We start from the raw sequence: 25043 nt of genomic DNA, 5'->3' as shown, positions 1-25043 counted from the left end.
AAAATTCGGAGGAAACGACAATGAAGGTGACAGACATCGTCTGCCACATCCTGCAGTGCAAGGTGGAGAAGCCGTTCGTGTCGGCGCGCGGCTGGGTCTATGGCACGCGCTCGACCTGCCTGGTCGAGATTTCCACGGACGAGGGCATCACGGGCTGGGGTGAATGCTACGGCCCCGCCGCCGTCGCAAGAACCTTCGTCGAGACGCAGTTCAAGGCCCGCGTGATCGGCCGCGATCCGTTCGACGTCGAGGCGATCTGGGAGGATCTCTACAACAGGATCAAGGACTACGGCACGACCGGCATGGCGATCTCGGCCATCTCCGGCATCGACATCGCGCTCTGGGACATCATGGGCCGCGCCGTCAACAAGCCGGTGCACAAGCTGATCGGCGGCGCCTATCGCAGCGAGGTCATTCCCTACGCGACGGGCCTCTACTTCATCGACATGAACCGGCTGGTCGAGGAGGCCGTGGAAGAGGCGCTCGAATTCAAGAACGACGGCTTCCAGGCCATCAAGATGAAGATCGGTCTCGGCGATCTCAAGCTCGATGCCAAGCGTGTCGGCGCGGTGCGCAAGGCGATCGGCCCCGATGTGAAGCTCGCGGTCGACGCCAACCACTGCTTCTCGGTGCCCAACGCCATAAAACTTGGCCGCATGCTGGAGGAGCACGATATCCTGTGGTTCGAGGAGCCGATCAGCCCCGAGGACCACGACGGCTACATCGAGGTGACGCGCGCGCTCGACATGGCGGTGGCGGGCGGCGAGAACGATTTCACCCGCTGGGGCTTTCGCGACGTGATCGCGAAGAAGGCCATGGACATCGTGCAGCCCGACCTCTGCGCCGCCGGCGGCTTCTCCGAGTGCCGCAAGATCGCCACGCTAGCGAGCGCCTTCGGCGTCGAATGCGTGCCGCACGCCTGGGGCTCGGTCATCGGCCTCGCCGCGACGGTGCAGTTCCTGGCGGCACTTCCCGACCAGCCACCCGCCTTCCGGCCGATGCCGCCGATGCTCGAGTTCGAGCAGACGCCCAATCCGCTGCGCGACACCTTGGCCAATGAGCCGATCGAGCAGAAGAAGGGCATCGTGAAGGTCCCGACGGGTCCCGGCCTCGGCATCGAGATCGATCGCGAGATCCTGAAGAAGTACAAGGTCGCGTGATCCCATGAAAATCGTCGACGTAAAGGCCTACCCGACCAGCTACCGCGTGCCGAAGGAACTGCAGGTGTCGCTGGGCATCGGCACCATGACCAAGCGCGACTGCGTCATGGTGAAGGTGACGACCGAGGACGGCATCGTGGGCTGGGGTGAGAGCCATCACGCGCGCTCGCCGGGCAGCATCGGCCATCTGATCAACACGACGCTGAAGGGCTTCGTGGTCGGCATGGACGCCACCGACACGGTCGGCATCTGGGCCAAGATCTACAAGTTCCAGCTCGGCTCCCACGGCATGGGCGCGGCCACGGCGATGGCGATGAGCGGTCTCGACCAGGCGCTGTGGGACATCAAGGGCAAGGCCGTGGGCTGGCCGCTCTACAAGCTCTTGGGCGGCAGCAACAAGCCGGTGCCGGCCTATGCCGGCGGCATCTCGCTGGGCTACCAGGCGCCGGACTCATTGGCGGCCGAGGCCGTCCCGATGGTCGAAGCCGGCTACAAGGCGCTGAAACTGCGCGTCGGCGACAACGTGAAAGCCGACATCGCGCGCATGACGGCCGTGCGCCGGCGCTTCGGCGACGAAATCGTGCTGCTGACCGACGCCAACACCGGGTACACGGTCGAGGACGTGCGCCGCGTCATGCCGGCGATGGACGAACTCGGCATCGCTTGGCTGGAGGAGCCGTTCCCCGCGCATGACCATCGCTCCTACGCCATGGCCAAGGGCTGGGGGCGCACGCCGCTCGCCGCCGGCGAGAACCACTACACGCGCTTCGAGTTCCACCGCATCATCGAGGACGGCAACATCACCATCCTGCAGCCCGACCTTTCCAAGTCGGGCGGCGTCACCGAGGTCCAGCGCATCGCCGCCGCCGCCTCGATGTGGAAGCTGCCGATCCATCCGCACAGTTCCATGACCGGCCTCAACCATGCCGTCTCGATCCATTTCCTGGCCTCGATCGACAACGGCGGCTACTTCGAGGCCGATCTGTCGGTGGCCAACCAGTTCCGCGATGAGCTGGGCAGCGAACCCTGGCAGATCGGTAAGGACGGCACCGTCCGTCCGCTCGACAAGCCCGGCATCGGCGTCGAGATCGACGAGAAGTTTCTGATCGCCCACCCGGTGATCGAGGGGCCTGGATACGTCTGACCGCTACGTCTGAGCGATCAGGTCCGACGCCTTCTCCGCGATCACGTTGGTCGCGGCGTAGGTGTTGCCCGAGACCATGGTCGGCATGCACGAGGCGTCGGCAACGCGCAGGCCCTGCAGGCCGAGCACACGCATCGAGGCGGGATCGACCACGGCCCTGGGATCGGTGCCGAGCTTGGCTGTGCCGACCGGATGGTAGGTCGTCGAGCCAGTGGCACGGGCATGCGCCATCCATTGCTCGTCGGTCTGCACGTCGGGGCCGGGGAAGTTCTCGCGGATCACATAGTCGGCCAGCGGCGGCGTCGCGAGCAGCTTGCGCAGGTATTTCATCGCCGCCAGCAGCGCGTCGCGGTCGATCTGGTCGGCAAGATAATTGGGCTGGATCTCGGGCTTGGCCGTGGGATCGGCGGAGAGCGCCTTCACATGGCCGGTGCTCTCGGGACGAAGCTGGGCGGCACCCAGCGTCATGCCCGGCACGGTGTCGAGCTGGGTGGTGCCGTAGCGGCCGCCGCCGTAGCTCGCCGGCGCGAAGTAGAGCTGCATGTCGGGCGTGGCGAGACCGGGGCGCGTCTTGAAGTAGCCGCCGGCGTGGCTCGGCGCCGTGGTCAGCAGTCCTTTGCGGCTGATCGCGTAGCGCAGGACTTCGCCGACGAGGCGCAGGCCGCGGCTCTTCTCGTTGAGCGAGCCGGCGCCCTTCACCAGGGCCGAGACGCGGATGGCGTAGTGGTCACGGAAGTTGTGGCCGACGCCGGGGAGCGCATGCTTCACCGCCACGCCGATCGCGGCCAGGTCGTCGGGGTTGCCGATGCCGGAGATCTGCAGGAGCTGCGGCGTGTTGATGGCGCCGCCCGCCAGGATGACGTCGCGTCGTGCCTTGATCGTGTGCGACTGGCCGTTGTGGCGATAGGTGATGCCGGTGGCCCGCTTGCCTGAAAGGTCGACCCGCTCGACCAGCGCGCGCGTGATCACGCGTACGTTGGGGCGCTTCATCGCCGGCTTCAGGTAGGCGTCGACCGGGCTCCAGCGCCGGCCGTTCCGCATCATGTTCTGGTAGAGCAGCGTTCCTTCCTGGTCGCCGCAATTGTAGTCGGGCGTGCGTTTCAGCCCGAGCGCCTCGTTGGCGGCCATGTAGGCATTGCTCAGCACATGCGGATCGCGCTGGTCCTCGATGACGAGCGGGCCCGAGCGGCCGCGCACGGCGTCATCGCCGCCATCGCGCGACTCGGCACGCTTGAAGTAGGGCACCAGGTCGTCCCACGACCAGCCGCGGCAGCCGAGCTGCGCCCAGGTGTCGTAGTCGGCGGCCTGGCCGCGCACGTAGAGATGGCCGTTGATCGAGCCCGAGCCACCCAGCACTTTTCCGCGTGGAAATTTGATCCGGCGGCCGTCGATGTGCGGCCCCGGCGCGGTCTCGTAGCCCCAGTTGAGGCGCGCGTTGTAGACCGTCTTGTTGAAGCCGGCCGGCACCTTGATCCAGATGTGATTGTCGCTGCCGCCGGCCTCGATCACCGCGACGCTGTGCTTGCCGTCGGCCGACAGGCGGTTGGCCAGCACGCACCCCGCCGCGCCCGCACCCACGATGACATAGTCGAATTCTTCCACTTTTGAGCTCCCTAAGCAGCGACCACGAGAGTCGACGCGAGTTGGCGCACCGACTTCACCATCGCCATGGCGACCAGCTTGCCGGTCTTGCGGTTCTCGTCGCTGACGGCGACGTCCTCCATGAAGGTGAAGCGGCCGAAGGCGCCCTTGGCTTCGAGCTCGACGATGTGGGTGGTGATGGTCGGATCGGCCACGATCACCACGCGCGTCTTGTCGAGGCCGATACCGGCAATTGCGGCGGCGGCGGAAATGTTGACGTTCTGCGGATAGAGCTTCGCACCCTCGCGCACGGGGCCGTCGAACACGGTGTACGGTTGCCTCAGTCCGTCGAGATCGACCAGCTTTTCGGCCACCGTGCCTTTCCAGGCCGACGGGTCCTTGCGTACGGTGACGGTGACGCTCTCCAACCCACCGACCGCGGCGCTGCTCAGGATATCCAGGGCGCCGATGCCGGCCGAGGGCAGGATCAGGCGCACGCCATTGGCCTTGGCGGCGGCCAGCAGGCGATCGAACAGGGCGGTGTCGGTGAAGGCGCCAACCGAGGTCACGAGGAAATCAGTGCCGCGCTCCAGCACGCGCTGGCCGTGGGCCCGTACGGCCTCGTGCCCCGCACACTCCGCGACGGCGTCGAACGTGTGGCTGAAGAAGCGATCCGGCTCGTGCGTCAGCTTGCCGTCAGTGCGCGGTCGCTTCACGAGGACCGAGACGAGTTCGATGTTCTCCAGGCCCGCCGCCTCGACATGCTTGCCGATGGCGCCGTAGCCGATCATGCCCAGTTTGACGGTCACCTGAGCCGCGCCTCGATCCAGCGCGCCCAGGCGATTAGCCTGTCGTCGCTGCCGTGCTTGCCGATGAGCTGCACCGAGAGCGGCAGGCCGAACGGACCGGTATTGAAGGGCAGCGCAATGCAGGGCGAGCCCAGCAAGGTCCAGAAGCGGTTGAAGAGGGGATCGCCGGTGTTGCCGAGGCCCGACGGTGCCTCGCCCTTGGCCGACGGCGCCAGCAGCAGGTCGAACTTCTCCCAGGCCTCGTCGAGCTGGCCCACGGCCACCCGCTTGCGCTTCCGGGCGTCGACATATTGCCGGCGGTTCACGGCATCGCCGTCGACCATCACGGCCTTCATGATCGGCGAGAAGAGGTGCGAGAAGCGCGCGCGTTCCTTCGCGTAGGACTGCGTCGCCTCCTTGGTCATGATGCGGTTCTGCGCCTGGACCAGGCCGGTCCACGACTCGGGCGCCACCCACTCGCGCACCCGCGCGCCGGCCGCCCGCAGGGTGCGCGCCGCTTCCAGCATGTTCTTCTGATTGTATGGTTCGGCCACGTCCCACCACGGCGTGCGGACAAAGCCGATGCGCGGCGCCTGCCTGGCCGGATCGGCCGGCGCATGGCCATAGGCGGCGCGGATCAGGGCGAGGTCGTTCGCCTCGCGGGCGAAGAAGCCCAAGGTGTCGAGGCTCTTGGCGTAGGCTTTTACGCCCGCGAGGTCGGCCCAGCCGTAGGTGCCCTTGTAGGCGACCACGCCGTTGAAGGCGCCGGGCCGGATCACCGATCCCGCGGTCTGCGTGCCGTAGCCCACCGGCACCATGAAGTCGGCGACGGCAGCGGCCGAGCCCGAGGAGGAGCCGGCCGGGGTGTGGCGGAGATTGTGCGGATTGTGCGTCTTGCCGGCATGGCCGCCCGCGAACTCGGTGGTCACCGACTTGCCGAGCACGATGGCGCCGGCCTTCACGAGCTGGGTGACGCAGGCGGCGTCCTTGCCCACGACATGGTCTCGGTAGATCGGCGAGCCGCAGGTGGTGGGCATCACCTTGGTCGAGATGATGTCCTTTACGGCGAGCGGGATGCCGTGCAGCGGCCCAACGGGCCGCGCGCGCTTGTCGAGCATATCGGCACGTTTGCGGGCGCCTTCGGGATCGAGCGCCTCCCAGGCATGGACCTGGCCCTCGCGGTGCTCGATTCGGTCGAGGCAGGCTTCGACCAGGTCGCGCGCCTTGAGCCGCTTCTGGGCCATGCGCAGGACGGCCTCGCCGGCCGACAGCTTGTTGGGCGATTTCGCCATGCGTATCTTCCCCCTCATGCTCGCTTGGGTCCATGATGGCCGACCACAGCATTGGTGTCATCCCGAACGCAGTGAGGGACCTTTCGCGTAGCTTCAAAGGCCCCTCGGCCTCAAGGCCTCGGGATGACACCGGGTCTGTAGTGACGCTCCCAGACGGAGACTGAAGCCATGAGCACACCCTTCGCCGTCCAGAAGATCGGACATGCCGTCGTCTATGTGAGCGACCTCGAGCGTTCGAAGCGCTTCTACACCGAGCTGCTGGGCTTCAAGGTGTCGGACGTCTATCCCGGCACGATGATGCCGGGCGGCATGGTGTTCCTGCGCTGCAACGGCGACCACCATTGCCTCGCCTTGGTCGGTGACCGCGCCCCCGATGCCGGTCCGGACAAGAGCCTGCACCATCTCGCGTTCGAACTCGCCACGCTCGACGAGGTTTTCCGCGCCCGCGATCACCTGAAGGCGCACGGCGCCAAGCTCACCTATGAAGGCCGCCGCCGCGCCGGCTGCCAGGTCTCGGTCGAATTTCTCGATCCCGACGGCCATCACCTCGAACTCTACTGGGGTGTCGACCAGATCGGCGCCGATGGCCGATCGCGTCCGTGGGAGGAGTGGCGCCAGACCATGACCCTGGAGGACGCCGTGCGCATCGCGCCAGTAGGGCAGGACACGACCCTGCACGATGCGGCACTGCGCGCGCGCCTCGAAGCGGGAACCGACCGACCCTAGGAGAAGTCTCATGGCCGCAAGCGTGATGTTCCACGACGGCAATCGCCGCCTGCAGGACGACTTCGACAGCCGCCGCATTGCCGACCGCCTCGAAGAGAAGCTAACGCGCTTTGCCTTCACTGATCAGGACCGCGCCTTCATCGAGGGCGCGATGTTCTTCTTTCTCGCCACGGCCGATGCCGGGGGCCGGCCAGACTGCTCGTTCAAGGGCGGCACGCCGGGCTTCGTGCGGATCGTCGGCACCGACGAGCTCGCCTTTCCCGATTACGACGGCAACGGTATGTTCAAGAGCCTGGGCAACGTCGTGGCGAATCCCGCAGTCGGGCTGCTGTTCATCGACATGGGCGAGAAGCCGCGGCGGCTGCGCGTCAACGGTGAGGCCCGCGTCAGCCGCGACGATCCGCTGAGGGAGCACTTCGCCGGCGCCCAGCTGCTGGTGCGGGTCAAGGTGCGGGCGATCTTCCCCAACTGCCCGCGCTACATCGTGACGCCCGGCGCAACGGAACCCTCGACCTACGCGCCGCGGCCCGGCTACGCGCCGCCCGAACCCGCCTGGAAGGGCTTCGACGACTTCAAGGACTACATCCATCCGCGGCAGAAGACGCCGACGGAGAGTAGCTAGTGCGGCGGCTCTGCCGGCTGGGTGGTGGGGGCTGGCGCCTGGCCCAGCATGCCCTTGATCTTCTCGCGCCCGGTCTGGAAGGCAACGTAGAGGCCGGGGATGACGAAGATGCCGAGGAATGAAGCCGCGATCATGCCGCCGAACACCGCAGTGCCGACGGCGCGCTGGGTGGCGGCGCCCGCGCCCGAGGCGATCACCAGTGGCACCAGGCCCAGGATGAAGGCGAAGGAGGTCATCATCACGGCACGGAAGCGCAGCGCCGCGGCGGTGGTCGCCGCCGTCACGATGTCCTTGCCGCCGGCGCGCTCCGCCATGGCGAACTCGATGATCAGGATGGCGTTCTTGGCGGCGAGCGCGATCAGCACCACGATGCCGATTTGGGCGAAGATGTTGTTGTCGAGGCCGGAGACGAGCAGCGCGGTCACCGCGCCGAACAGCCCGACGGTCACTGACAGGAGCGCCGCGACCGGGATCGCCGTGCTTTCGTAGAGACCGACCAGGAAGAGGTAGGCGAAGACCACGGCCAGCGCCAGGATGAATCCGGTCTGTCCCGACGCGGCCTTTTCCTGCAGCGCGGTGCCCGTCCATTCGTAGCCGTAGCCGGCGGGCAGGGTGGCCTTGGCGAGCTTCTCCATGGCGGCGATCGCGTCTCCCGAGGAGTAGCCCGGCGCCGGGGCGCCGTTCACCACGACCGAGCGCAGGTTGTTGTAGCGCACGATCGAACTGGGCGCGGTCACCAACTCGATGTTGGCGACCGCCTGCAGCGGCACCAGCTCGCCGCTCGACGAGCGGACGCGCACACGGAAGACGTCGTTGATCGTGCTGCGGTCGGCGGCGTCGGCCTGGACCTTCACCTGCCAGGTGCGGCCGAACAGGTTGAAGTCGTTGGAATAGGCGCCGCCCAGCGCCGTCTGCATCGAGGAGAAGATGTCCGAGATCGACACGCCCAGCGCCTGGGCACGCTCGCGGTCGAGCTTGAGGTTGATCTGCGGCGTCGACGCGCCGTAGGTCGTGTAGACGCCGGCGAGCGTCGGCACTTCCTGCGCCGAGATCATCAGGCCGCGTGACACGGCCGCGAGGTCGGTGGGCGAGGCGCCGGACAGCGACTGGACCACGAATTCGAACCCCGACGAATTGCCCAGCCCCATAATCGGCGGCAGGTTGAAGGCGAAGACGTTGGCCGAGGCGATCTGGCTGAACGCGAGGTTGAGCTCCTTCAGGGCCTGGAACACCGACAGGTTGGTGTCCTTGCGCTCGGCAAAGGGCTTCAGGCCGACCACGACCAGTGCGCGGTTGGGGAGCGCGAGACCGTCGATCAGGCTGTAGCCGCTGACCGTGAACACGCTCTGCAGCCATGGCCGGCCGGCGATGGTCTTCTCGACCTCCTCGAGGGCGGCGAGCGTGCGGTTGGTCGAGGCGGCGTCGGGTAGCTGCAGTTCGGCCATGAAGGCGCCCTGGTCCTCGTCGGGCAGGAAGCCGCTCGGCACCAGGCTGCCGATGCCGCCGGTCGCCACGACAAAGCCTGCGACCAGCAGCAGGGCGATGATCCCGCGCCGGGCAAGCGGCGTCACCAGCCGGACATAGCCGTCGCGGCTCTTGTCGATGCCGTTCTGCAGCCGGGCCATGACGCCGCGCGGCTTCTTGCGGTGGCGCAGGATCAGCGAGCACAGCGCCGGCGACAGCGACAGCGCGTTGATCGCCGAGATCACCATCGAGACCGACACGGCGACGGCAAACTGGGAGTAGAGCTGGCCGGAGATGCCCGGGATGAACGCGGTCGGAATGAACACCGACAGCAGCACCAGGGTGATGGCGATGATCGGCCCGGTGACCTGGGTCATCGCCTTCTCGGTGGCTTCGGCCACGGTGAGATTGGGCTCATGCTCGAGGATGTGCTCGACCGCCTCGACCACGACGATGGCATCGTCGACCACGATGCCGATCGCCAGCACCAGCGCCAGCAGCGAGACGGTGTTGGCCGACATGCCCAGCGCCAGCATGACGGCGAAGGTGCCGATCAGCGCCACCGGCACGGCGATGATGGGGATGATCGTCGCGCGCAGGTTGCCGAGGAAGATGAAGACGACGATGGCCACAAGCACGAAGGCCTCGATCAGGGTGTGGATCACGCTCTCGATCGTGGCTTCGACGAACACGGTCGTGTCGTACATGACGTCGTAGGCGACATCGTCGGGGAAGCGCGGCTCCAGCGCCTTGATCGCCTCGCGCACACCCTTGGCGGTGGCCAGCGCATTGGCGCCAGGCAGCTGGTAGATCTGGATGCCGGCGGCCGGCTTGCCGTTGTAGCGGCCGAGCTGGTCGCTGGTCTTCGACCCGAGCTCGACCCGGGCTATGTCCTTGACCCGGACCAGCGCGCCGGCGGACGTGGCGCGCACGACGATGTTCTCGAATTCCTCGACCGTCGTCAGGCGACCCTGCGTGGTGATGTTGATCTGGAAGCCGACATCGTCGAGCAACGGTGCCGCGCCCACCAGACCGACGGCGGCCTGGACATTCTGTGCCTGGACGGCCTGGACCACGTCGTTGGGCGTGATGTCGAGGCTCGACATGCGGTCGAGGTTCAGCCAGACGCGCATCGAGTAGTCGAGCGCGCCGAACAGCGTGGCGTCGCCGACGCCGGGCACGCGGCGCAGCGTGTCGAGCAGCGTGATGGTGGTGAAGTTCGACAGGAACAGCCCGTCGCGCGTGCCCTTGGGCGAATAGACCGCGACCACCTGCAAGAGCGCCGAGGACTGCTTCTTGGTGGTGACGCCCAGCCGCTGCACCTCGGGCGGCAGCAGCGCCACCGCCTGGTTGACGCGGTTGTTGACGTTCACGGTATTGATGTCGGGATTGGACCCGACCTCGAAGCTGACGGTGAGGGTATAGCTGCCGTCGCCGCCGGACGTCGATTTCATGTAGAGCATGCGCTCGACGCCGTTCACCTGCGCCTCGATGACCTGCGCCACGCTTTCCTCGACGGCCTGGGCCGAGGCGCCGGGATAGGTCGCGGTGACGCGGACCTGCGGCGGCACGATATCGGGGAACTGCGCCACAGGCATCGCCGTCATGGCGATGATGCCGGCGATGGTGATGACGGTGGAGACGACGAAAGCCAGCCGCGGCCGGCGAATGAACAGCGACGAGATCGTCATGACTTACTGCTTCTGCGTCGAGGCAGAGGGTGGTGCCATGGTGGGATTGACCGTCATGCCGGGCCGCACGCGCTGCTGGCCCTGGACGATGACGCGCTCGCCGGCCTTCAGCCCCTCGGTGACGGCGACCAGCCCGTCGCGCGCGACGCCGACCTTGACGCGCTTCTGCTCGGCCACGTTCTTGTCGTTGACGATGAACAGATAGGGGCCGCTCTGGTCCTGGGCGATCGCGGCCTGCGGCACCGCCACCACGGTCGGGACCTTCTCGCCCTCGACGATCACGCGCACCGTCTGGCCGTCGGTCAGCAGGCCCTGCTTGTTGTCGAACACCGCCCGCACCACCTGGCCGTCGGTCTTGGCATCGGCGGTGACGTCGATGAAGTCGAGCTTGCCCTTGTCCTTGTAGAGGCTGCCGTCGGCCAGCCGCAGACGCACGAGGAGGCCGTCGCCCGATGTTCCTGAGTCGCGCCGAGCGTCGAGCAGCTCGCGCTGGGTGATCGAGAACAGCACGCGGATCGGGTTCTCGCTGACCACCGTGGCGAGCACGCCCGAATCGGGGCCGACGATGTTGCCCGGCGAGACGGCGGCGCGGCCGACGCGGCCGGCGATCGGCGACTTGATCTGGGTGTAGGAGAGCTGGATCTCGGCGTCGCGCAACTGGGCGGCGGCGTCCTCGAGCTGGGCCTTGGCCTGGAGCTGCTCCGACAGGCGCTGGTCGTAGGTCACCTGGGTCCCGGTCTTGCTGCGCAGCAGCTCCTCGGCGCGATGGAGCTGCAGGTCGGCGTTGGTGAGGGCGGCCTTGGCGGCATCGCGCTGGGCGACCTTCTGGTCGACCGCGGCCTGGTAGGGTTCGGGCTCGATGGTGAACAGGACCTGGCCTTCCTTCACCAGGTCGCCGTCGCTGAACTTGCGGGGGCCGAGGAAGCCCTTGACCCGGGCGCGCAGCTCGACCTTGTCGACCGCGGCGGCGCGGCCGATGAACTCGGCCTGGTCGGCAAGCGGCTTCAGCTCGGCTGCCTGGACCAGCACGGCGGGCGCCGGCGCGCCCTGCTGGGCGCCGGCCGGCAGGCCGAGAAATGCCGTCCCTAGGGCTGCCCCGAGAAGCGCCAAAACCCGTAAACGCTGCTCTCGCATTGTCATAGCCCCCAGTCGTCCGTAACGTCGGGACACTGCCTTAATTCGACAAAACGGTCACTGTATTTCCGGTCGGGAAAGGAGGGGTGTAATGGCAGTAATGCGCTGGTTTTGTCTCGTTCTGTCGCTGGCGCTCGCCTTTGCGGCCCCAGGCGTTTCCGCCCAGACGCGGAACAGTTTCGCCAATCCCGCCGAATACGACTCCTACATGACGGCGCTCAACACGCGCGACGCCGCCAAGCGCGCCACGGCGATGGAGGTCTTCGTTGCGTGGTACCCCAACAGCGTGCTCAAGACCGAAGCCTTCGAGCAGGCCATTGCCGCCTGGCATGCCGCCAACCAGCCGGCCAAGGCCGATTTCATAGCGGCACGGTTGCTGCAGGCCGATCCCGACAACGTGCGCGCGCTCGCCAACCGCGCCTATGCCGGACGAACGCGCGCCGCGTCGGGCGATGCGGTGGCGCTTGCGCCGGCGGTCGCCGCCGCCGAGCGCGGACTGGCGGTGCTGCCCAAGTGGCAGAAGCCGGTGTCACTCACCGATGCCGCCTTCGCGCGGGTCAAGGAACAGATGGCCGGAGTCTTCCACGGCACCCTGGGCTTCGCGGCGCTGCAGGCCAAGGACTACGACCAGGCGCGACGCCACTACCGCCAATCGGTCGCGGCCGAGCCCGACAACCTCCAGGACGTCTACCAGCTCGCCGTCGCGCAACTCGAGGGCACGCCGCTCGACGCGCTCGGGTTCTGGTACGCGGCGCGCTCGATCGTGATCGCGCGTGCGGCCAGGAACGAGGTGGCGGCGAACGACATCGATCGCTATGTCCGCTCGCGATACCGCATCTATCGCGGCAGCGAGGAGGGCTGGGCCGAGTTGGTCGTCCGGGTCACGGCCGGCGAGCGCACGCCGCCGGACAATTTCGCGAAGTCGATCCCCCGCATGCTGACGCCGCCCGAAGCGGCGCTGGTGCTGGTCGAGGACAACGATCCGGCAACGCTCTCCTTCGCCAACTGGGCGCTGGTGCTGCGCCATCGCGACGCGACGCCCGCCAACAAGGCCGCGGCCGAGAAAGTCTGGCAGGCGATCCTCGACAAGCAGAAAGGCGGCGGGACACGCCTCAAGATTCCGGTGAAGGTGATCTCGGCCACGCCCGATCGCATCGAGGCGGCGATCACCGAGGAAAGCCAGGCCGGCAGTATCGTCGACCTCGTCGTGATGATGGCGCGCCCGCTCAGCCCGCTGCCCGCCGTCGGCTCCGGCATCTCGATCGTCGGCATGTTGAGCGACTATCGCGCCCAGCCCTTCGCCTTCCTGATGACGCGGGGCGAGCTGGCGCCGGAATCGCTGCCCGTCGCCGGCGGCCCCTGCGCCGATCCCCGCCCGCAGATGTGCACCCGGGACTACCGGCCGGCCTGCGGCCTCCGTCGGGACGGCAGCCGCATGACCTACGGCAATGCCTGTAGCGCCTGTGCCGACCCCGACGTGGTGACCCAGGGGGCCGGCGCCTGTCCCTGAGGCTTCAGTGCGCCATCAACAGGGGCACGCGGCAGGACGAGATCACCTTTCCGGTGGCGCCGCCGAGACCGAGGAAGCTCATGACCTGGCCGCGGCCGTAGGCGCCCATGACCAGAAGGTCGGCGCCCTTGCCGTGCGTGTAGTCGAGCAGGGCGCGGCCACGGGCGCGGCCCGATACGATGCCGGGATCGATCGCGTCGATGGTGGCGGTGATGCCGTGCCGGCCGAGGTTGCGCGCGAGATATGACGCGCCGACGTCGTCGGGCTTGTTGCCGGCCACCAGGATCGTGACCTTGGCCGCCGCCTTGAGGAACGGCAGGGCATATTCGACGGCGCGTGCCGCCTGGAAGCTGCCGTTCCAGGCCACGATCACCGAGCCGAAGGCGCCCGTCCCGGGAGTGGGCGGGGCGATCATGACGGCGCGGGCGCATTCGTAGATGGCGGCTTCGACCGTGGCCGGCGCCACGTTCTCGGGATCGGCGCCGGGCCGGCCGAGCACCAGGATGTCGGCGCAGCGGCCCATCGCCACCAGCGTATCGAGCGTGGCGGTCTTGGCCGCCGTATAGGTGGCGCCCTTGGTCGGCGCCACGATCTCCTTGTAGGCGCGCTCGGATTCCTTGGCGCGCGCCTCCAGCCGCTCGTCGTCGATGTCGATCAGGAGCGGCATCGCCTCGCCGCTCATCGCCAGACCGCCGACGATGCCGCCCGCGGGACCGACCGGCAGATGAAGCGCGTCCACGGCCCCGTCGAAGTTGGCGGCCACGCGGGCAGCCAGACGGAACGACATGGCGGCGTCGGGGCCGCCTTCGGACACGGCCAGAACGGACTTGATCATCGCGGACTTCTCCTCGGGGCAACTGGACGCGCGATTAAGAAGCGACGGCGCTCGGCGTGCAAGCCGAGACTTTCGTCAGGCGCAGGTGGCGTCAGGCGCGAGCGGCCTTCAGGCGTGCGCGGATCTGGCCAGCGCCACCATCGTCTCGCCGACGGGCTCCAGGTTCTGGCCGGCCCGCATGGCCGCCGTCAGTACCGCGTCCAACGACTGCCCGGCGGCGATCGAGGCAGCGCCCCACAGCAGCGACGAGCGCATGCCGCTCTTGCAGAAAGCCACGATCCGTCCGGGCCGTCCGGCCAGCAGGCGGGCGAAGGCCCGCACCTGTTCGGGCGTGGCGCGCGGCCCGGAGAAGGGCAGGTCGAGGAACACGAGTCCGGCCGCTTCGGCGGCCTTGCGGAGATCGGCCGTGCGCGGCTGGCCGAACATCGCCTCGCCGTCGGGCCGGTTGTTCACCACCGCGACAAAGCCCGCGGCGGCGATCTCCGTCATGTCGCCGGGTTGGAGCTGGCCGGCGACGGCGACGCGCTCGTCGAGGGCGAGGAGGGCGGGCGACATGAAGGATCTATTCCACGATGGTGTGCTGGTCGATCTCGCGCTTCCTGATCCAGTGCACGACCGGCAGCGCCAGCAGCACCATCCATAGTTTTCCGAGGATCTGGCCGGCGAGATAGTCGAGGCTGCCGAAGGCCAGCCACAGGAAGAGCACGCTGTCGACGACGAGCCCGACGACGCTGCTCGCCAGCACGGCCAGCACCAGGCCGCGCGACTGCAGGGGCGTGTAGACCGCGAAGTCGGCCAGTTCCGAGAGCAGGAAGGCCGCGGCGGAGGCCACGATCAGCTGGGGCGGGGCGACGGCGCCCGACAGGGCCGCCCCGGCCACGATCGCGGTGATCGCCACCGCGCGGCCGAGCCGCCGTTGCACCAGGTCGCGCAGGACCAGGGCAAGGCCGATCATCAGCACCCCCGAGGGGGCCATCAGCGGCTGCCCGCCGGGGCCCCACGGCGCCACCGGCACCAGGCAGGGGCCATGCGGGACGCAGACCGTGCCGACATGGCCGATCATCCAGTTGGCGGCGGGAATGCAGGCGATGAACGCCAGGAAATAGCCGAGCGCTTCGGCCTTCTTTCGGAACGTCGTCATATGTGGCGCTCCCTAGCAGGTCTTTTGCGGATCGGGAACCCGGCCCGGGCGGGGCCGTTATCTGCGTACACCTTCTAGGAGAACCCAAGATGCTGATCGCCCGCCGCGCTGCCTTGAAACTTGCCCTGACGGCCGTTCCGGCCGCCTATGTCTCGACCGTCTTCGTGTCGAGCGCCCATGCCGTCGACGCCCTGCCGGATGCCCGCTTCGTCGGCTGGGCCGAGGCCGTCAACGATTTCGAGGTTGCCTCGGGCAATCTCGCCCTCTCCAGGTCGGGCAACGAGATCGTGCGTGGCTATGCGACGCGCATGATCGCCGAACACATCGAGGCGGCTTCGTACCTCGTGAAGTCGCGGGCCGAGGCAGGCGTCTCCTACGCGCCCGATCCGGCGGCCCCGCCGAACACCCACGCCATCCTGCGGCGGCTGAGTGGGCTGCAGGGCCCCGAGTTCGACACCTCCTACGCCAATGCCCAGCTCGGCATCCAGACCGATGCCGTGGCGCAGTACGGCGCCTACTCGCAGAACGGCAACAGTGGTCCGCTGAAAAAGTACGCCCAGATGATGTACCCGAAGTCGCAGGAATTCCTCGAGTACGCCAAGCGCATGGCCGGCGGCCGCTAGACCACCTTTCGGCCCTCGCGCCACGCGACGTAGCCCCGTTTGCGCAAGACGCAGGCGGGGCATTCGCCGCAGCCCCGGCCCCATTCCTCGCGCGGCCCGCGCTCGCTCTGATAGCAGGTGTGGGTGTGCTTGAGGATTATGTCGATCAAGGTCGTGCCGCCCAGCTTCTGGGCGAGCCCCCAGGTTTCGGACTTGTCGAGCCACATCAGCGGCGTGTGCAGCACGAAGCTCCTGTCCATGCCGAGGTTCAGTGTCACCTGCAGCGCCTTGATCGTGTTGTCGCGGCAATCGGGATAGCCGGAGAAATCCGTCTCGCACATGCCGCCCACAAGGTTGCGGATATCGCGCCGCCAGGCGACGGCGGCGGCGAAGGTGAAGAACAGGAGATTGCGCCCCGGCACGAAGGTGTTGGGCAGCCCGTCCTTTTCCATCTCGAAGGCGACGTCGCGGGTAAGCGACGTCTCGCTGATCTGGCCCAGCACGCCCATGTCGATGAAATGGTCGTTGCCCAGGCGAGTTGCCCACCGCGGGAAGCGGCGCCGGACCTCGTCCAGCACCACAAGCCGTTGATCCAGCTCGATTCGGTGCCTCTGACGGTAGTCAAAAGCGACCGTCTCGACATGCGCAAATCGCTCTAGCGCCCAGGCCAGACAAGTGGTGGAATCCTGGCCACCGGAGAACAGGACGAGGGCAGATCGAGCGTCGTTCATGAGGGCTTTATGGCCCGCAACCTTTCTCCGCGCCACAGCGTTGCGCTACGCACTTGACTGACCATTTGCCCAGACCATTTGCCACGAGAAGGGGGGAACCATGTTCGTCTCCGATATTCTTTCGCAGAAGGGCGGCTTTGTCTTCACGGTGACGCCCGGCACCTCGATCGCCCAGGTATCCCAGCAGTTGAGCGTCCGGCGCATCGGCTCCGTCCTGGTGCTCGACGAGGAAGGCGCGGTCGCCGGCATCGTGTCCGAACGCGATCTTGTGCGTGCGCTGGCCAGCCACGGCGCCAAGGCGCTCGAACTCGAGGCCAGGCAGATCATGACCCGCGATGTCGTGACCTGCGATCCCGACGATTCGATCGATCAGGTGATGGAGAGCATGACCCGCGGACGCTTCCGCCACCTGCCGGTCGTGCGTCATGGCGAGCTGCTCGGCCTCGTGTCGATCGGCGACGTGGTGAAGTGGCGGCTCGAGGAGACCCAGCACGAGGCCGAGGCGCTGAAAGCCTACATCGTTGCCGGTTAGGCCGGGGCGTTCCCGGACGGTACGGCCGCGAGCCATTTGCGCGCGGCCTTGACCGTCTTGAAGATCTTCAACGGCCGGTCGGCCGGCGCCAGTGTCGCGAACAGGCGGGCTTGCTGGCGGACCGCGGTTGCCGGCGCGACGATGGCCAGAGGGCCGATCGGTCCCAGCCCCGTATAGGCGCTCAGGCGGGCACCCAGCATCATCATGTCGTCGTCGCCGAGGCCGGATGTGACCTGCGACGCGTCGAAAAGCTTGCGATAGGGCAAGGCGTCCGAAACCATGACGTCGTCGAGATAAAGCTCGATGTCCTGCAGCCCGGCGTGCCCGTTGGCAACGGCTTCCACCATTCTGTCGGCGTGGGAGATCGTCCACATGAGCGGCATCGTTGACAGCCCCTCTCGCTGATGCGATTTGGCGGCGGAATTTGCCCGCCAATGCGCTTCAAGTCAGCAGCTTTTTTGCGCCTCGCTTGCTTCGGTGGAGGCGCAGCATCGCCCCTCATACATGGTGAACCCAGGCGTCATGCCGACAATTCCGAACGCAAAGCGCCTGGCGCGCCTTGCCCTGCTCGCCCTCTTGATCGGCTGCCCCTTGGCCGCCGGCGCGCAGGACGTGCCGACGGTCAAGATCGGCCAGGCGACCAAGAAGACGGTCGGTACCGTCACCGCCACGAACAGCGGCGACATCGCCTGCTATCTCACGCTCAAGGACGACCGTGGCGTGGTGTTCGAGGAGATGGCGGATTTCGAGATTTGTGACCAGAAGCCGCCGCTCGAGGGCAAGCGGGTGACACTCACCTATTCGTTGCAGAAGGTAATGTCCGACGAGTGCCAGGGCGATCCGGCCTGCAAGAAGACCCGCACGGTGGCCCTCGTCACCGCCGCGCGCATCATCAGCGCCGGCAGCACGACGAGCACCGCGGCCAAACCGGCTGCCCAGCGGACATCGTTCTGCACGCCGGCGGAGACGATCGTCTTCGCCTGCCGCACCGGCGCAAAGATGGCCTCGGTCTGCGCGTCGAAAGATACCGGCCCAAAAGCCACCCTGCAGTATCGTTTTGGCAAGCTCGATGGCAGTGAGCCGCTGGAGCAGGTCCTGCCGGAAGGCGGCCAGGTCGCCGCGGCGCGGGCAGCGAACGGCGAGAGCGTGCCGTTTTCCGGCGGCGGCGGATCGTGGCTGAGATTCACCAAGGGCCGGTTCACCTACACCGTCTATACCGGCATCGGGAACTGGGGGCCGAAGGGCGAGAAGCGAACCAAGGCCGGGCTGCATATCGAACATGCCGGCAAGCCATTGGCGACGCTGAAGTGCCAGGAAGAACCGATCAGCCTGCTTGGACCCGACTGGTTCGAGAAGGCCGGCGTGAAGCGCGGCAACGAAGACTTCGACTTCCCGGACTGAGTTTCGTCGTTTGGCAGGAAATGGAATGCGGTCCCCGGTCGTCCTGTTCATGCTTCTGCTGCTCGTGTCGTCGGTGTCGGCGCAATCGTCGGGCGGCTGGCTGCGTGACGATCTGACCGGGTGCCATGTCTGGAATTCCAACCCTGAGATCGGCAAGACATTTAATTGGTCCGGAAACTGTTCCAACAACGTCGCGGATGGGCCCGGGGTGCTGCAGTGGTATGTGAGCGGTTCTCCGAGCGGCCGCTATGTCGGCGAGTACAACGATGGCCGCATGAGCGGTCGGGGTATCTTCGAGTATCGCAACGGCGACCGCTACGACGGCGAGTTCAGTGACGACGAGCCGAACGGCTACGGCACGCTCACGCACGCCAACGGCACCCGCTACAGCGGCTTGTTCCGTGACGGTCATCCGGTCCAGGACGAGGCGGCGCCGGCCGACAGTAAGAGCTCTGTGGCCGAGCCTCGCGACCCGTTCGCGACCCGCGGCGAGACGACCTTCGCCGACGGCAGCCGCTACGAAGGCGACTTCCACGACGGCAAGATGAGCGGCTGGGGCGTCTTCACGACCAAGGCAGGCGACCGCTACGAGGGCGAGTTCGCCGATAACAAGCCCAACGGCTTCGGCACCTACAAGGAGGCCGACGGCAGCACCTATGCCGGGCTGTGGACGAACGGCTGCTTCCGGCAGCGCGACCGCGCGGCCGCGGTCATGGCGACCGAGAAGGAATGCAGCTTTGGTGTTAGAGGTAGACCGTACTAGGGCTCACGCGGGGGATATGCAGGTGGCGACACAGGACAAGGCACTGCACGGCAAGGTCGCGCTGGTGAGCGGCGCGGGCAAGAACATCGGCCGGGGCATCGCGCTCGCGCTCGCCCGCGACGGCGCTGCCATCGTGGTGAACGGGCGTGCCGACAAGGCCGCGGTCGATGCGGTGGTGGGTGAGATCGAATCCCTGGGCGGCAAGGCCGTGGCCGCCATGGGCGACGTCTCCGATCCCGCGGTGCCGCCGCGGCTGGCGGCCGAGGCCGCCAAGGCATTCGGCGGTGTCGACATTCTCGTCAGCAACGCGGGCCTGCGTCGCCAGACCTCCTTCCTCGACATGTCGTTCGACGAATGGCGCGAGATCATGTCGGTGGCGCTCGATGGCGCCTTCCTGCTGGGCAAGGCGATCGTGCCGCAGATGGTGGCGCGGGGCGGCGGCGCCTTCGTTGCCCTCTCCGGCGTCTCGACCCACGTCGGCGCGCCCAACCGCTGCCATGTCTCGGCGTCCAAGTCGGGTCTCGAAGGCCTCATGCGCGCGCTCGCGATCGAACTGGCGCCGCACAAGATCACCTGCAATGCGCTGGCGCCCGGTGCCATCGACACCGCCCGCGGCGCCGCGGCGGGGCCGCGGCCCGTGGGGAATCGGCCGATCCCGCTAAAACGCTTTGGTACCATCGACGAGATCGCCGCCATGGTGCGCCTGCTGGTCGGGCCGGAGGGCACTTTCATTACCGGCCAGACGATCCATGTGAACGGCGGCGAGTTCCTGACGTGAGGAACCTGATCACCGACGTGCCGGGCGTGCTGGTCGGCAACGCCCAGGACATGCGCGCGGCGACCGGCGCGACGGTTGCGATCTTCGAGCAGGGCGCGGTCGCGAGCGTGGCGACGTTGGGCGGCGCACCGGGCGATCGCATGGTGACGTCGCTGGAACCCGAGATGGTGGGCCAGATGATCGACGCGGTCGTGCTGTCGGGCGGCTCGGTCTACGGGCTCGACGCCGCGGGTGGCGCCTCGGCGGTCCTCTGTCAGCGCGGCCAGGGCCGCACCTTCGGCGGCCTCGCTATTCCCGTGGCGGTGCAGGCGATCCTGTTCGACCTGATCAATGGCGGCGAGAAGGACTGGATGCGCGAGCCCGTCGCGAAGAAACCGCCCTACTGGGATCTCGGCCGCGATGCCGCCCTCGTGGCGGCGCACGATTTCGCCCTGGGCACGGCCGGCGCCGGCGTCGGCGCCACGACCGCCGGCCTGAAAGGTGGGCTGGGCTCGACCAGCGCGAAGACCAGCCAGGGTTTTACCGTCGGCGCGCTGGTCGCGGTGAATGCGGTGGGCTCGGCCACGATCGGCACCGGCCCGCATTTCTGGGCCGGCGCCTATGAGCGCGGCAACGAGTTCGGCGGCCTCGGCTGGCCGGCCAGGCTGCCCGACGATGCGCTCAGAATCCGCTTCAAGGGACAGCCGCTGCCGGCGACGGCGACCACCATCGCGCTGGTGGCGACCGACGCCGCCCTCACCAAGGCCGAGTGCAAGCGGTTCGCCATCATGGCCAACGACGGTCTATCCAAGGCGCTGCGCCCGGTGCACGCCCCCAACGACGGCGACACGGTCTTTGCTGCCGCGACCGGCAAGGCGGGACGCGGCGGCGAGCCGCCGGTGCTGACCGAACTCGGCACCGTGGCCGCCGATTGCCTGGCCCGCGCCATCGCGCGCGGCGTCTACGAGGCGACGGCGCTGCCGTTTGCGGGCGCGGCACCCGACTGGAAGACCCGTTTCGGAGGCGGTCGATGATGTCCTATCTCGTGGTGTTCGTGGGCGCCGGCATCGGTGGGGCGGCCCGGCACGGCATGAACATCTGGGTCGCACGCCTGATGGGCACGCACTTCCCCTGGCACACGCTGACGATCAACATCCTGGGCTCGATCCTGATGGGCGCGATCATCGGCTGGTTCGCCGAGAGGCTGGGGGCCGCCGGCCATCTGCGCCTGTTCCTCGCCACCGGCATCATGGGCGGCTTCACCACCTTCTCGGCCTTCTCGCTCGACGCGGTGCTGCTGTGGGAGCGGCACGAATATCTGATGGCGGCGCTCTATGTTGGCGGCTCGGTGGCGGGCGCGATCGCGGGCCTCGCCGTGGCGCTCTGGATCATGGGCAAGGCACTGGCGTGAGCCGGGGCCCCATGACGTCGAAGGCGTTCGACGTCGTCGTTCTGGGCGCCGGCGCCGCCGGCCTGATGTGCGCCATCCGCGCCGGCCAGCGCGGCCGCAGGGTGCTGCTGCTCGATCACGCCGACAAGGTCGGCAAGAAGATCCTGATCTCGGGCGGCGGGCGCTGCAACTTCACCAATCGCGACAGCCGGCCCGAGGCGTTCTTGTCGAACAACCCGCATTTCGCCAAGTCGGCGCTGGCCCGCTACACGCAGCACGATTTCATCGCACTCGTTGAAAAGCACGGCATCGCCTGGCACGAGAAGACGCTGGGCCAGCTTTTCTGCGACGGCTCGGCGCGGCAGATCGTGGCCATGCTGCTGGCCGAGGCGGACGCCGTGGGCGTCGATGTCCGCGTGGCGCATAAGATCACGGCGATCGAAAAATCCGACCGCTTCGTCGTGCACACGGATCACGGCGATTTCGATGCCGCCTCCGTCGTGCTGGCGACCGGCGGTCTGTCGATTCCCAAGATGGGTGCAACGGGCTTCGCACACGACACGGCGCGCCGCTTCGGCCTCGCCGTCACCGAGACGCGGCCGGGGCTGGTGCCCTTCACCGCCCGCGTGCCGGACATCGCAGGCGTCTCGCTCGACGTCGTGGCCAGCGTCGGCCGCGTGAGCTTCCGCGAGGCCATGCTGTTCACCCATCGCGGCCTCTCAGGCCCGGCGATCCTGCAGATCTCGTCCTACTGGCGTCCCGGCCAGGAGATTGCCATCGACCTGCTGCCCGACAGCGACGACCCTGCGATCTTCCTGAAGGGCCGCAAGCGGCTCCGGCCCAAGGCCGAGCTGCGCAACATCGTGGGCGACCTGATGCCGGATCGCCTGGCACAGGCGCTGGCACCGGAAGGCGTGATCGGCGAACGGCGCGACAAGGAACTCGAAACGCTGGCGGCGGAGCTCAAGCGCTGGCACGTGACGCCCACCGGCACCGAAGGCTACGCCAAGGCCGAGGTCACCGTGGGCGGTATCGACACCAACGAACTTTCGTCGAAGACGATGGAAGCCAGGAAGGTGCCGGGCTTTTACGCGATCGGCGAGGCGGTCGACGTCACGGGATGGCTCGGTGGCTACAATTTCCAGTGGGCCTGGTCGAGCGGCTGGGTGGCGGGCGAGGCGGCTTAGCGCCTGTACTCACAACCGATGACCGGCATGTCCGAAATTGCTTCCGAAGCGGACATTTCGCGACATGACAAAATCGACGCGAATGACCCGAAGTAGATATTTGAACCTGCGCCGGTCCTGGGTCAGTCGTGCTTCTCCCGGCGCATTGGCATGAGGCCTCCACCGGTTGTGGCCCTTGTCAACCCGGTCTCGCCGGATGATGGTTGCGCGTCCCCGCAGCCGAAGGAGCGAGCACTTGGCCCGCGAGCAAAGACGACTTGCCGCCATCGTTTCATCGGACCTCGCGGGCTATTCCCGTCTGATGGCCGAGGACGAAAGCGGCACTCTGGCCGCACTGAAGGCCGCTCGGCGCGAAGTGGTCGATCCAAGTATTGCCCAACACGGTGGACGCATCGTCAAGACGACGGGGGATGGCCTTTTGCTGGAATTCGCGAGCGCCGTTGACGCGGTGCGCAGCACCATCGAGACACAGCTTGCAATGGCGGCCTTCAACGCCGATCGGCCAAAGGAGCGCCGCTTAGACTTCCGCATCGGCGTCAATGTCGGCGACATCATCATCGATGATGACGACATATTTGGTGATGGCGTCAATGTCGCCGCCCGACTCCAGGAGATCGCCAAACCGGGCGGCGTCTGCCTGTCGGACTTCGTCCATCAGGAAGTGCGAGGCAGGATTAACGCCAAGTTCGACGATCTCGGTGAGTTGAGGGTCAAGAACATCGCGAGACCGGTTCGAGCCTGGGCGGTTCGTATCGACGCCCAGTCGGCTTCAATTCCTCCGCGCCCGGCTTCAGATCAGGCGCCGATGGGCGAGCGCGCTTCGCGGCCCAGCCTTGCTATCCTGTCGTTCGACCACATGGGAGGCGATGCTGACACGGAAGCACTTTGCAAAGGCCTGTCGGAGGATCTGATCACGGCGTTATCGCGATTCCGATGGATGCGCGTTACATCGCGCGTGTCGAGCGTTGCTTATGGCAGCGCGCTGCCTGACGTACGTCAGGTCGCGAGCGAACTGGGTGTCCGCTACGTGCTGGAAGGCAGCGTGCGGCGAGTGGCCAAGCGCGTGCGCATCAATGCCCAGCTCATCGATGCCTCCTCCGGCAGTCACGTCTGGGCGCGGCGCTACGATCGGGAGATTGCCGATCCGTTCGACCTGCAGGACGAGGTGATCCGCGACGTGGTCGGTGGTGTCGAATATGCGCTGTGGCACGTGCTCGTGCGGGGCGAGGGCAAGCCTCCCGATCCCAATGTAAGTCCGCTGCGAGCCGCGGGTTGGCACATCACGCAGGTCACCGCCGAGGACGCGCGGGCGGCAATCATGTGCAGCCAGCGCGCGTTGGTAGCCAATTCGCGCAGTGTCGCTGCCTATCAGTATACTGCGTTGGCCTACAGCGTCCTGATGAGGTGCGGCTGGAGCGTCGACTTTGTGGCCGACGCCGCTGCGGGACTAGAGGCAACTCGGCAAGCTACTCGGCTCAGCCCCGGCGACGCACTGAGCCATGGATTGCTTGCCTATGCATTGTGCGACATTGGCGATGCGAAGAATTCGATCGAAGCTGCCAGGCGCGCGCTCGAGCTCGACAGCAACTCCGTCCAGGCGTTGGGACCTGTCGCTCTCACAACGTCTTTTGTGGGCGATCCCCATGAGGCACTGAAGCTCATGGAGCGTGTGCTGGATCTGGCGCCAGCGCACTACGGTCGTTCCAACTTCGTATCGATCACCGCTTTGGTACATTGGAAATTGAGAAATGTTGCGCGCGCCGTGGCGCTGGCGGACGAGGGCGCCGACCTGCAGCGCGACTCGCTGTTGGGTCCGCTCGTACAGGCGGTCACTTTGGTTGGCGCCGGTCGATTGGACGACGCTAGGGCAGCACTGACCAGGGCTCGCGCCCTAAGACCCGATCTCTCGCCCGCCATCGTGCGTGGTGTAGTGCCGTTTGCCGATCCGGCCGACCGTGCGGCGGTCCTCGATGCTTTGCGGCAGGCAGGACTGGACAGCGCGTAATTTGTGGGTTGCGCGGCGATCAAACACGAGCAGCCCTCCTGCGAGCGGCGTTCGAATCTATGTATCCGCTTCTGGCACTTCTGCGACATGGCAGGGGACGCGGCCGGGGTCCGCCTTAACATTGGAAGCGGACATCATCTAATCAGGCCAGGGCAAAGTCCGCTTATGAGTTCAGGGCTTGATCGAAAATGATGAGTTGCAGGTTCAGCAGATTTATGGCTATATTTCCTATAGGCTAGGGTGAAAACCCAATAGATGTGTTGATGGTAAGATCGGTTGGTGATTCTCTGCGGTCAACGTTGAGAGTATCCAGCAGGATCTGCATGACTTGTGCTTGCGCCATTATCAACGCCTGAATTGACGGATCCATAAAAGCCCTCAAGACGTTACTGCTCAAATTGATGAATAGAATTGGTATGTTGATCATAGCAGCACAAGGCGGTCGCCGCCCGATCTCGCATTCAGATTGAAAACCAGGGATTGCCGCCTTCCTCGACTGTCAAATGCCCCACATGCTGGCCGTTGTAATAGACGGAGACGGACATCGAGAGGCGCGCTGCAATGGCGAAGCAGCAAGCAGTTGCGGC

General features: G+C 66.9%; 24 protein-coding genes. 14 read left to right on the top strand and 10 right to left on the bottom strand.

The genetic code is table 11. The features are described 5' to 3' along the window. Positions 1–20: 20 nt before the first annotated feature. Positions 21–1160 (top strand): mandelate racemase/muconate lactonizing enzyme family protein, encoded by a 1140-nt coding sequence (locus tag EPO55_RS22645; RefSeq protein WP_296339614.1) that lies wholly within the window; start codon positions 21–23, stop codon positions 1158–1160. Between the two features lie 4 nt (positions 1161–1164). After that, positions 1165–2304: a mandelate racemase/muconate lactonizing enzyme family protein gene (locus tag EPO55_RS22640; RefSeq protein ID WP_296339613.1), complete on the top strand. Its 1140-nt coding sequence runs from the start codon at positions 1165–1167 to the stop codon at positions 2302–2304. A gap of 3 nt (positions 2305–2307) precedes the next feature. Here EPO55_RS22640 and EPO55_RS22635 read toward each other — a convergent pair whose 3' ends face one another. From EPO55_RS22635 to EPO55_RS22625, 3 genes are read right to left on the bottom strand one after another with little or no spacing between them, the layout of a single operon-like run. Further along, positions 2308–3906 carry a GMC family oxidoreductase N-terminal domain-containing protein gene (locus EPO55_RS22635; RefSeq protein ID WP_296339612.1) on the bottom strand — a complete coding sequence of 533 codons (1599 nt, stop codon included), beginning with the start codon at positions 3904–3906 and terminating at the stop codon, positions 2308–2310. Between the two features lie 11 nt (positions 3907–3917). Then, a complete protein-coding gene (locus EPO55_RS22630; RefSeq protein WP_296339610.1) occupies positions 3918–4694 on the bottom strand; it encodes an aspartate dehydrogenase in 777 nt (258 codons plus the stop codon). Further along, positions 4691–5965, bottom strand: a complete 1275-nt coding sequence (locus tag EPO55_RS22625) for an amidase (protein ID WP_296339609.1) — start codon at positions 5963–5965, stop codon at positions 4691–4693. Before EPO55_RS22625 ends, EPO55_RS22630 begins: the two co-directional genes overlap by 4 nt. A 168-nt stretch (positions 5966–6133) precedes the next feature. Between EPO55_RS22625 and EPO55_RS22620 the strand changes: the two genes are divergently transcribed. Continuing rightward, positions 6134–6691: a VOC family protein gene (locus tag EPO55_RS22620; protein ID WP_296339608.1), complete on the top strand. Its 558-nt coding sequence runs from the start codon at positions 6134–6136 to the stop codon at positions 6689–6691. Between the two features lie 10 nt (positions 6692–6701). Then, positions 6702–7313 carry a pyridoxamine 5'-phosphate oxidase family protein gene (locus EPO55_RS22615; RefSeq protein WP_296339607.1) on the top strand — a complete coding sequence of 204 codons (612 nt, stop codon included), beginning with the start codon at positions 6702–6704 and terminating at the stop codon, positions 7311–7313. On the opposite strand, the gene EPO55_RS22610 is transcribed toward EPO55_RS22615, so the two are convergent. Next, positions 7310–10468, bottom strand: a complete 3159-nt coding sequence (locus EPO55_RS22610) for a multidrug efflux RND transporter permease subunit (RefSeq protein ID WP_296339606.1) — start codon at positions 10466–10468, stop codon at positions 7310–7312. The genes EPO55_RS22615 and EPO55_RS22610 overlap by 4 nt on opposite strands. Positions 10469–10471: 3 nt before the next feature. After that, positions 10472–11602 (bottom strand): efflux RND transporter periplasmic adaptor subunit, encoded by a 1131-nt coding sequence (locus EPO55_RS22605; protein ID WP_296339605.1) that lies wholly within the window; start codon positions 11600–11602, stop codon positions 10472–10474. A gap of 91 nt (positions 11603–11693) precedes the next feature. Between EPO55_RS22605 and EPO55_RS22600 the strand changes: the two genes are divergently transcribed. Next, a complete protein-coding gene (locus EPO55_RS22600; protein ID WP_296339604.1) occupies positions 11694–13112 on the top strand; it encodes a hypothetical protein in 1419 nt (472 codons plus the stop codon). Between the two features lie 4 nt (positions 13113–13116). Here the strand turns inward: EPO55_RS22600 and EPO55_RS22595 are convergent, their stop codons facing one another. From EPO55_RS22595 to EPO55_RS22585, 3 genes are all read right to left on the bottom strand, one after another. Next, positions 13117–13947: a universal stress protein gene (locus EPO55_RS22595; protein WP_296339603.1), complete on the bottom strand. Its 831-nt coding sequence runs from the start codon at positions 13945–13947 to the stop codon at positions 13117–13119. A 108-nt stretch (positions 13948–14055) separates the two neighbouring features. Further along, positions 14056–14502 carry a TIGR01244 family sulfur transferase gene (locus EPO55_RS22590; RefSeq protein ID WP_296339602.1) on the bottom strand — a complete coding sequence of 149 codons (447 nt, stop codon included), beginning with the start codon at positions 14500–14502 and terminating at the stop codon, positions 14056–14058. A 7-nt stretch (positions 14503–14509) separates the two neighbouring features. Next, entirely contained in the window at positions 14510–15088 is a 579-nt protein-coding gene (locus tag EPO55_RS22585) for a VUT family protein (RefSeq protein WP_296339600.1), read from the bottom strand. Between the two features lie 89 nt (positions 15089–15177). Between EPO55_RS22585 and EPO55_RS22580 the strand changes: the two genes are divergently transcribed. Further along, the gene (locus EPO55_RS22580; protein WP_296339599.1) at positions 15178–15711 is read left to right on the top strand and encodes a DUF4142 domain-containing protein; all 534 of its coding nucleotides are present in this window, start codon (positions 15178–15180) and stop codon (positions 15709–15711) included. On the opposite strand, the gene queC is transcribed toward EPO55_RS22580, so the two are convergent. Continuing rightward, positions 15708–16421 carry a 7-cyano-7-deazaguanine synthase QueC gene (gene queC, locus EPO55_RS22575; protein ID WP_296339597.1) on the bottom strand — a complete coding sequence of 238 codons (714 nt, stop codon included), beginning with the start codon at positions 16419–16421 and terminating at the stop codon, positions 15708–15710. The genes EPO55_RS22580 and queC overlap by 4 nt on opposite strands. 100 nt (positions 16422–16521) lie before the next feature. Between queC and EPO55_RS22570 the strand changes: the two genes are divergently transcribed. Further along, positions 16522–16953 (top strand): CBS domain-containing protein, encoded by a 432-nt coding sequence (locus tag EPO55_RS22570; protein WP_296339596.1) that lies wholly within the window; start codon positions 16522–16524, stop codon positions 16951–16953. Here the strand turns inward: EPO55_RS22570 and EPO55_RS22565 are convergent. Continuing rightward, positions 16950–17327: a hypothetical protein gene (locus EPO55_RS22565; protein ID WP_296339595.1), complete on the bottom strand. Its 378-nt coding sequence runs from the start codon at positions 17325–17327 to the stop codon at positions 16950–16952. The genes EPO55_RS22570 and EPO55_RS22565 overlap by 4 nt on opposite strands. Positions 17328–17475: 148 nt before the next feature. Between EPO55_RS22565 and EPO55_RS22560 the strand changes: the two genes are divergently transcribed. From EPO55_RS22560 to EPO55_RS22530, 7 genes are all read left to right on the top strand, one after another. After that, the gene (locus tag EPO55_RS22560; protein ID WP_296339594.1) at positions 17476–18354 is read left to right on the top strand and encodes a hypothetical protein; all 879 of its coding nucleotides are present in this window, start codon (positions 17476–17478) and stop codon (positions 18352–18354) included. A 25-nt stretch (positions 18355–18379) separates the two neighbouring features. Next, on the top strand, positions 18380–19117 hold the full coding sequence (locus EPO55_RS22555) for a hypothetical protein (protein WP_296339592.1): 738 nt from the start codon (positions 18380–18382) through the stop codon (positions 19115–19117). Positions 19118–19139: 22 nt separating this feature from the next. Beyond that, positions 19140–19895, top strand: coding sequence for an SDR family oxidoreductase (locus tag EPO55_RS22550; RefSeq protein WP_296339590.1), 756 nt, complete (start codon positions 19140–19142; stop codon positions 19893–19895). Continuing rightward, a complete protein-coding gene (locus EPO55_RS22545; protein ID WP_296339589.1) occupies positions 19892–20908 on the top strand; it encodes a P1 family peptidase in 1017 nt (338 codons plus the stop codon). Before EPO55_RS22550 ends, EPO55_RS22545 begins: the two co-directional genes overlap by 4 nt. Then, positions 20908–21285 carry a fluoride efflux transporter CrcB gene (crcB, locus tag EPO55_RS22540; protein WP_296339675.1) on the top strand — a complete coding sequence of 126 codons (378 nt, stop codon included), beginning with the start codon at positions 20908–20910 and terminating at the stop codon, positions 21283–21285. The genes EPO55_RS22545 and crcB overlap by 1 nt, the downstream gene beginning before the upstream one ends. 11 nt (positions 21286–21296) lie before the next feature. After that, on the top strand, positions 21297–22451 hold the full coding sequence (locus tag EPO55_RS22535; protein ID WP_296339588.1) for an NAD(P)/FAD-dependent oxidoreductase: 1155 nt from the start codon (positions 21297–21299) through the stop codon (positions 22449–22451). Between the two features lie 235 nt (positions 22452–22686). Then, complete coding sequence (locus EPO55_RS22530) at positions 22687–24456, top strand: adenylate/guanylate cyclase domain-containing protein (protein ID WP_296339587.1); 1770 nt, start codon at positions 22687–22689, stop codon at positions 24454–24456. The last annotated feature ends 587 nt before the right edge of the window (positions 24457–25043 follow it).

It is taken from the genome of Reyranella sp. (assembly GCF_004296935.1).
GTDB lineage: Bacteria > Pseudomonadota > Alphaproteobacteria > Reyranellales > Reyranellaceae > Reyranella.
The sequence above is the reverse complement of the archived record's forward strand: the minus strand, read 5'-3'. Positions and strand labels throughout refer to the sequence as shown.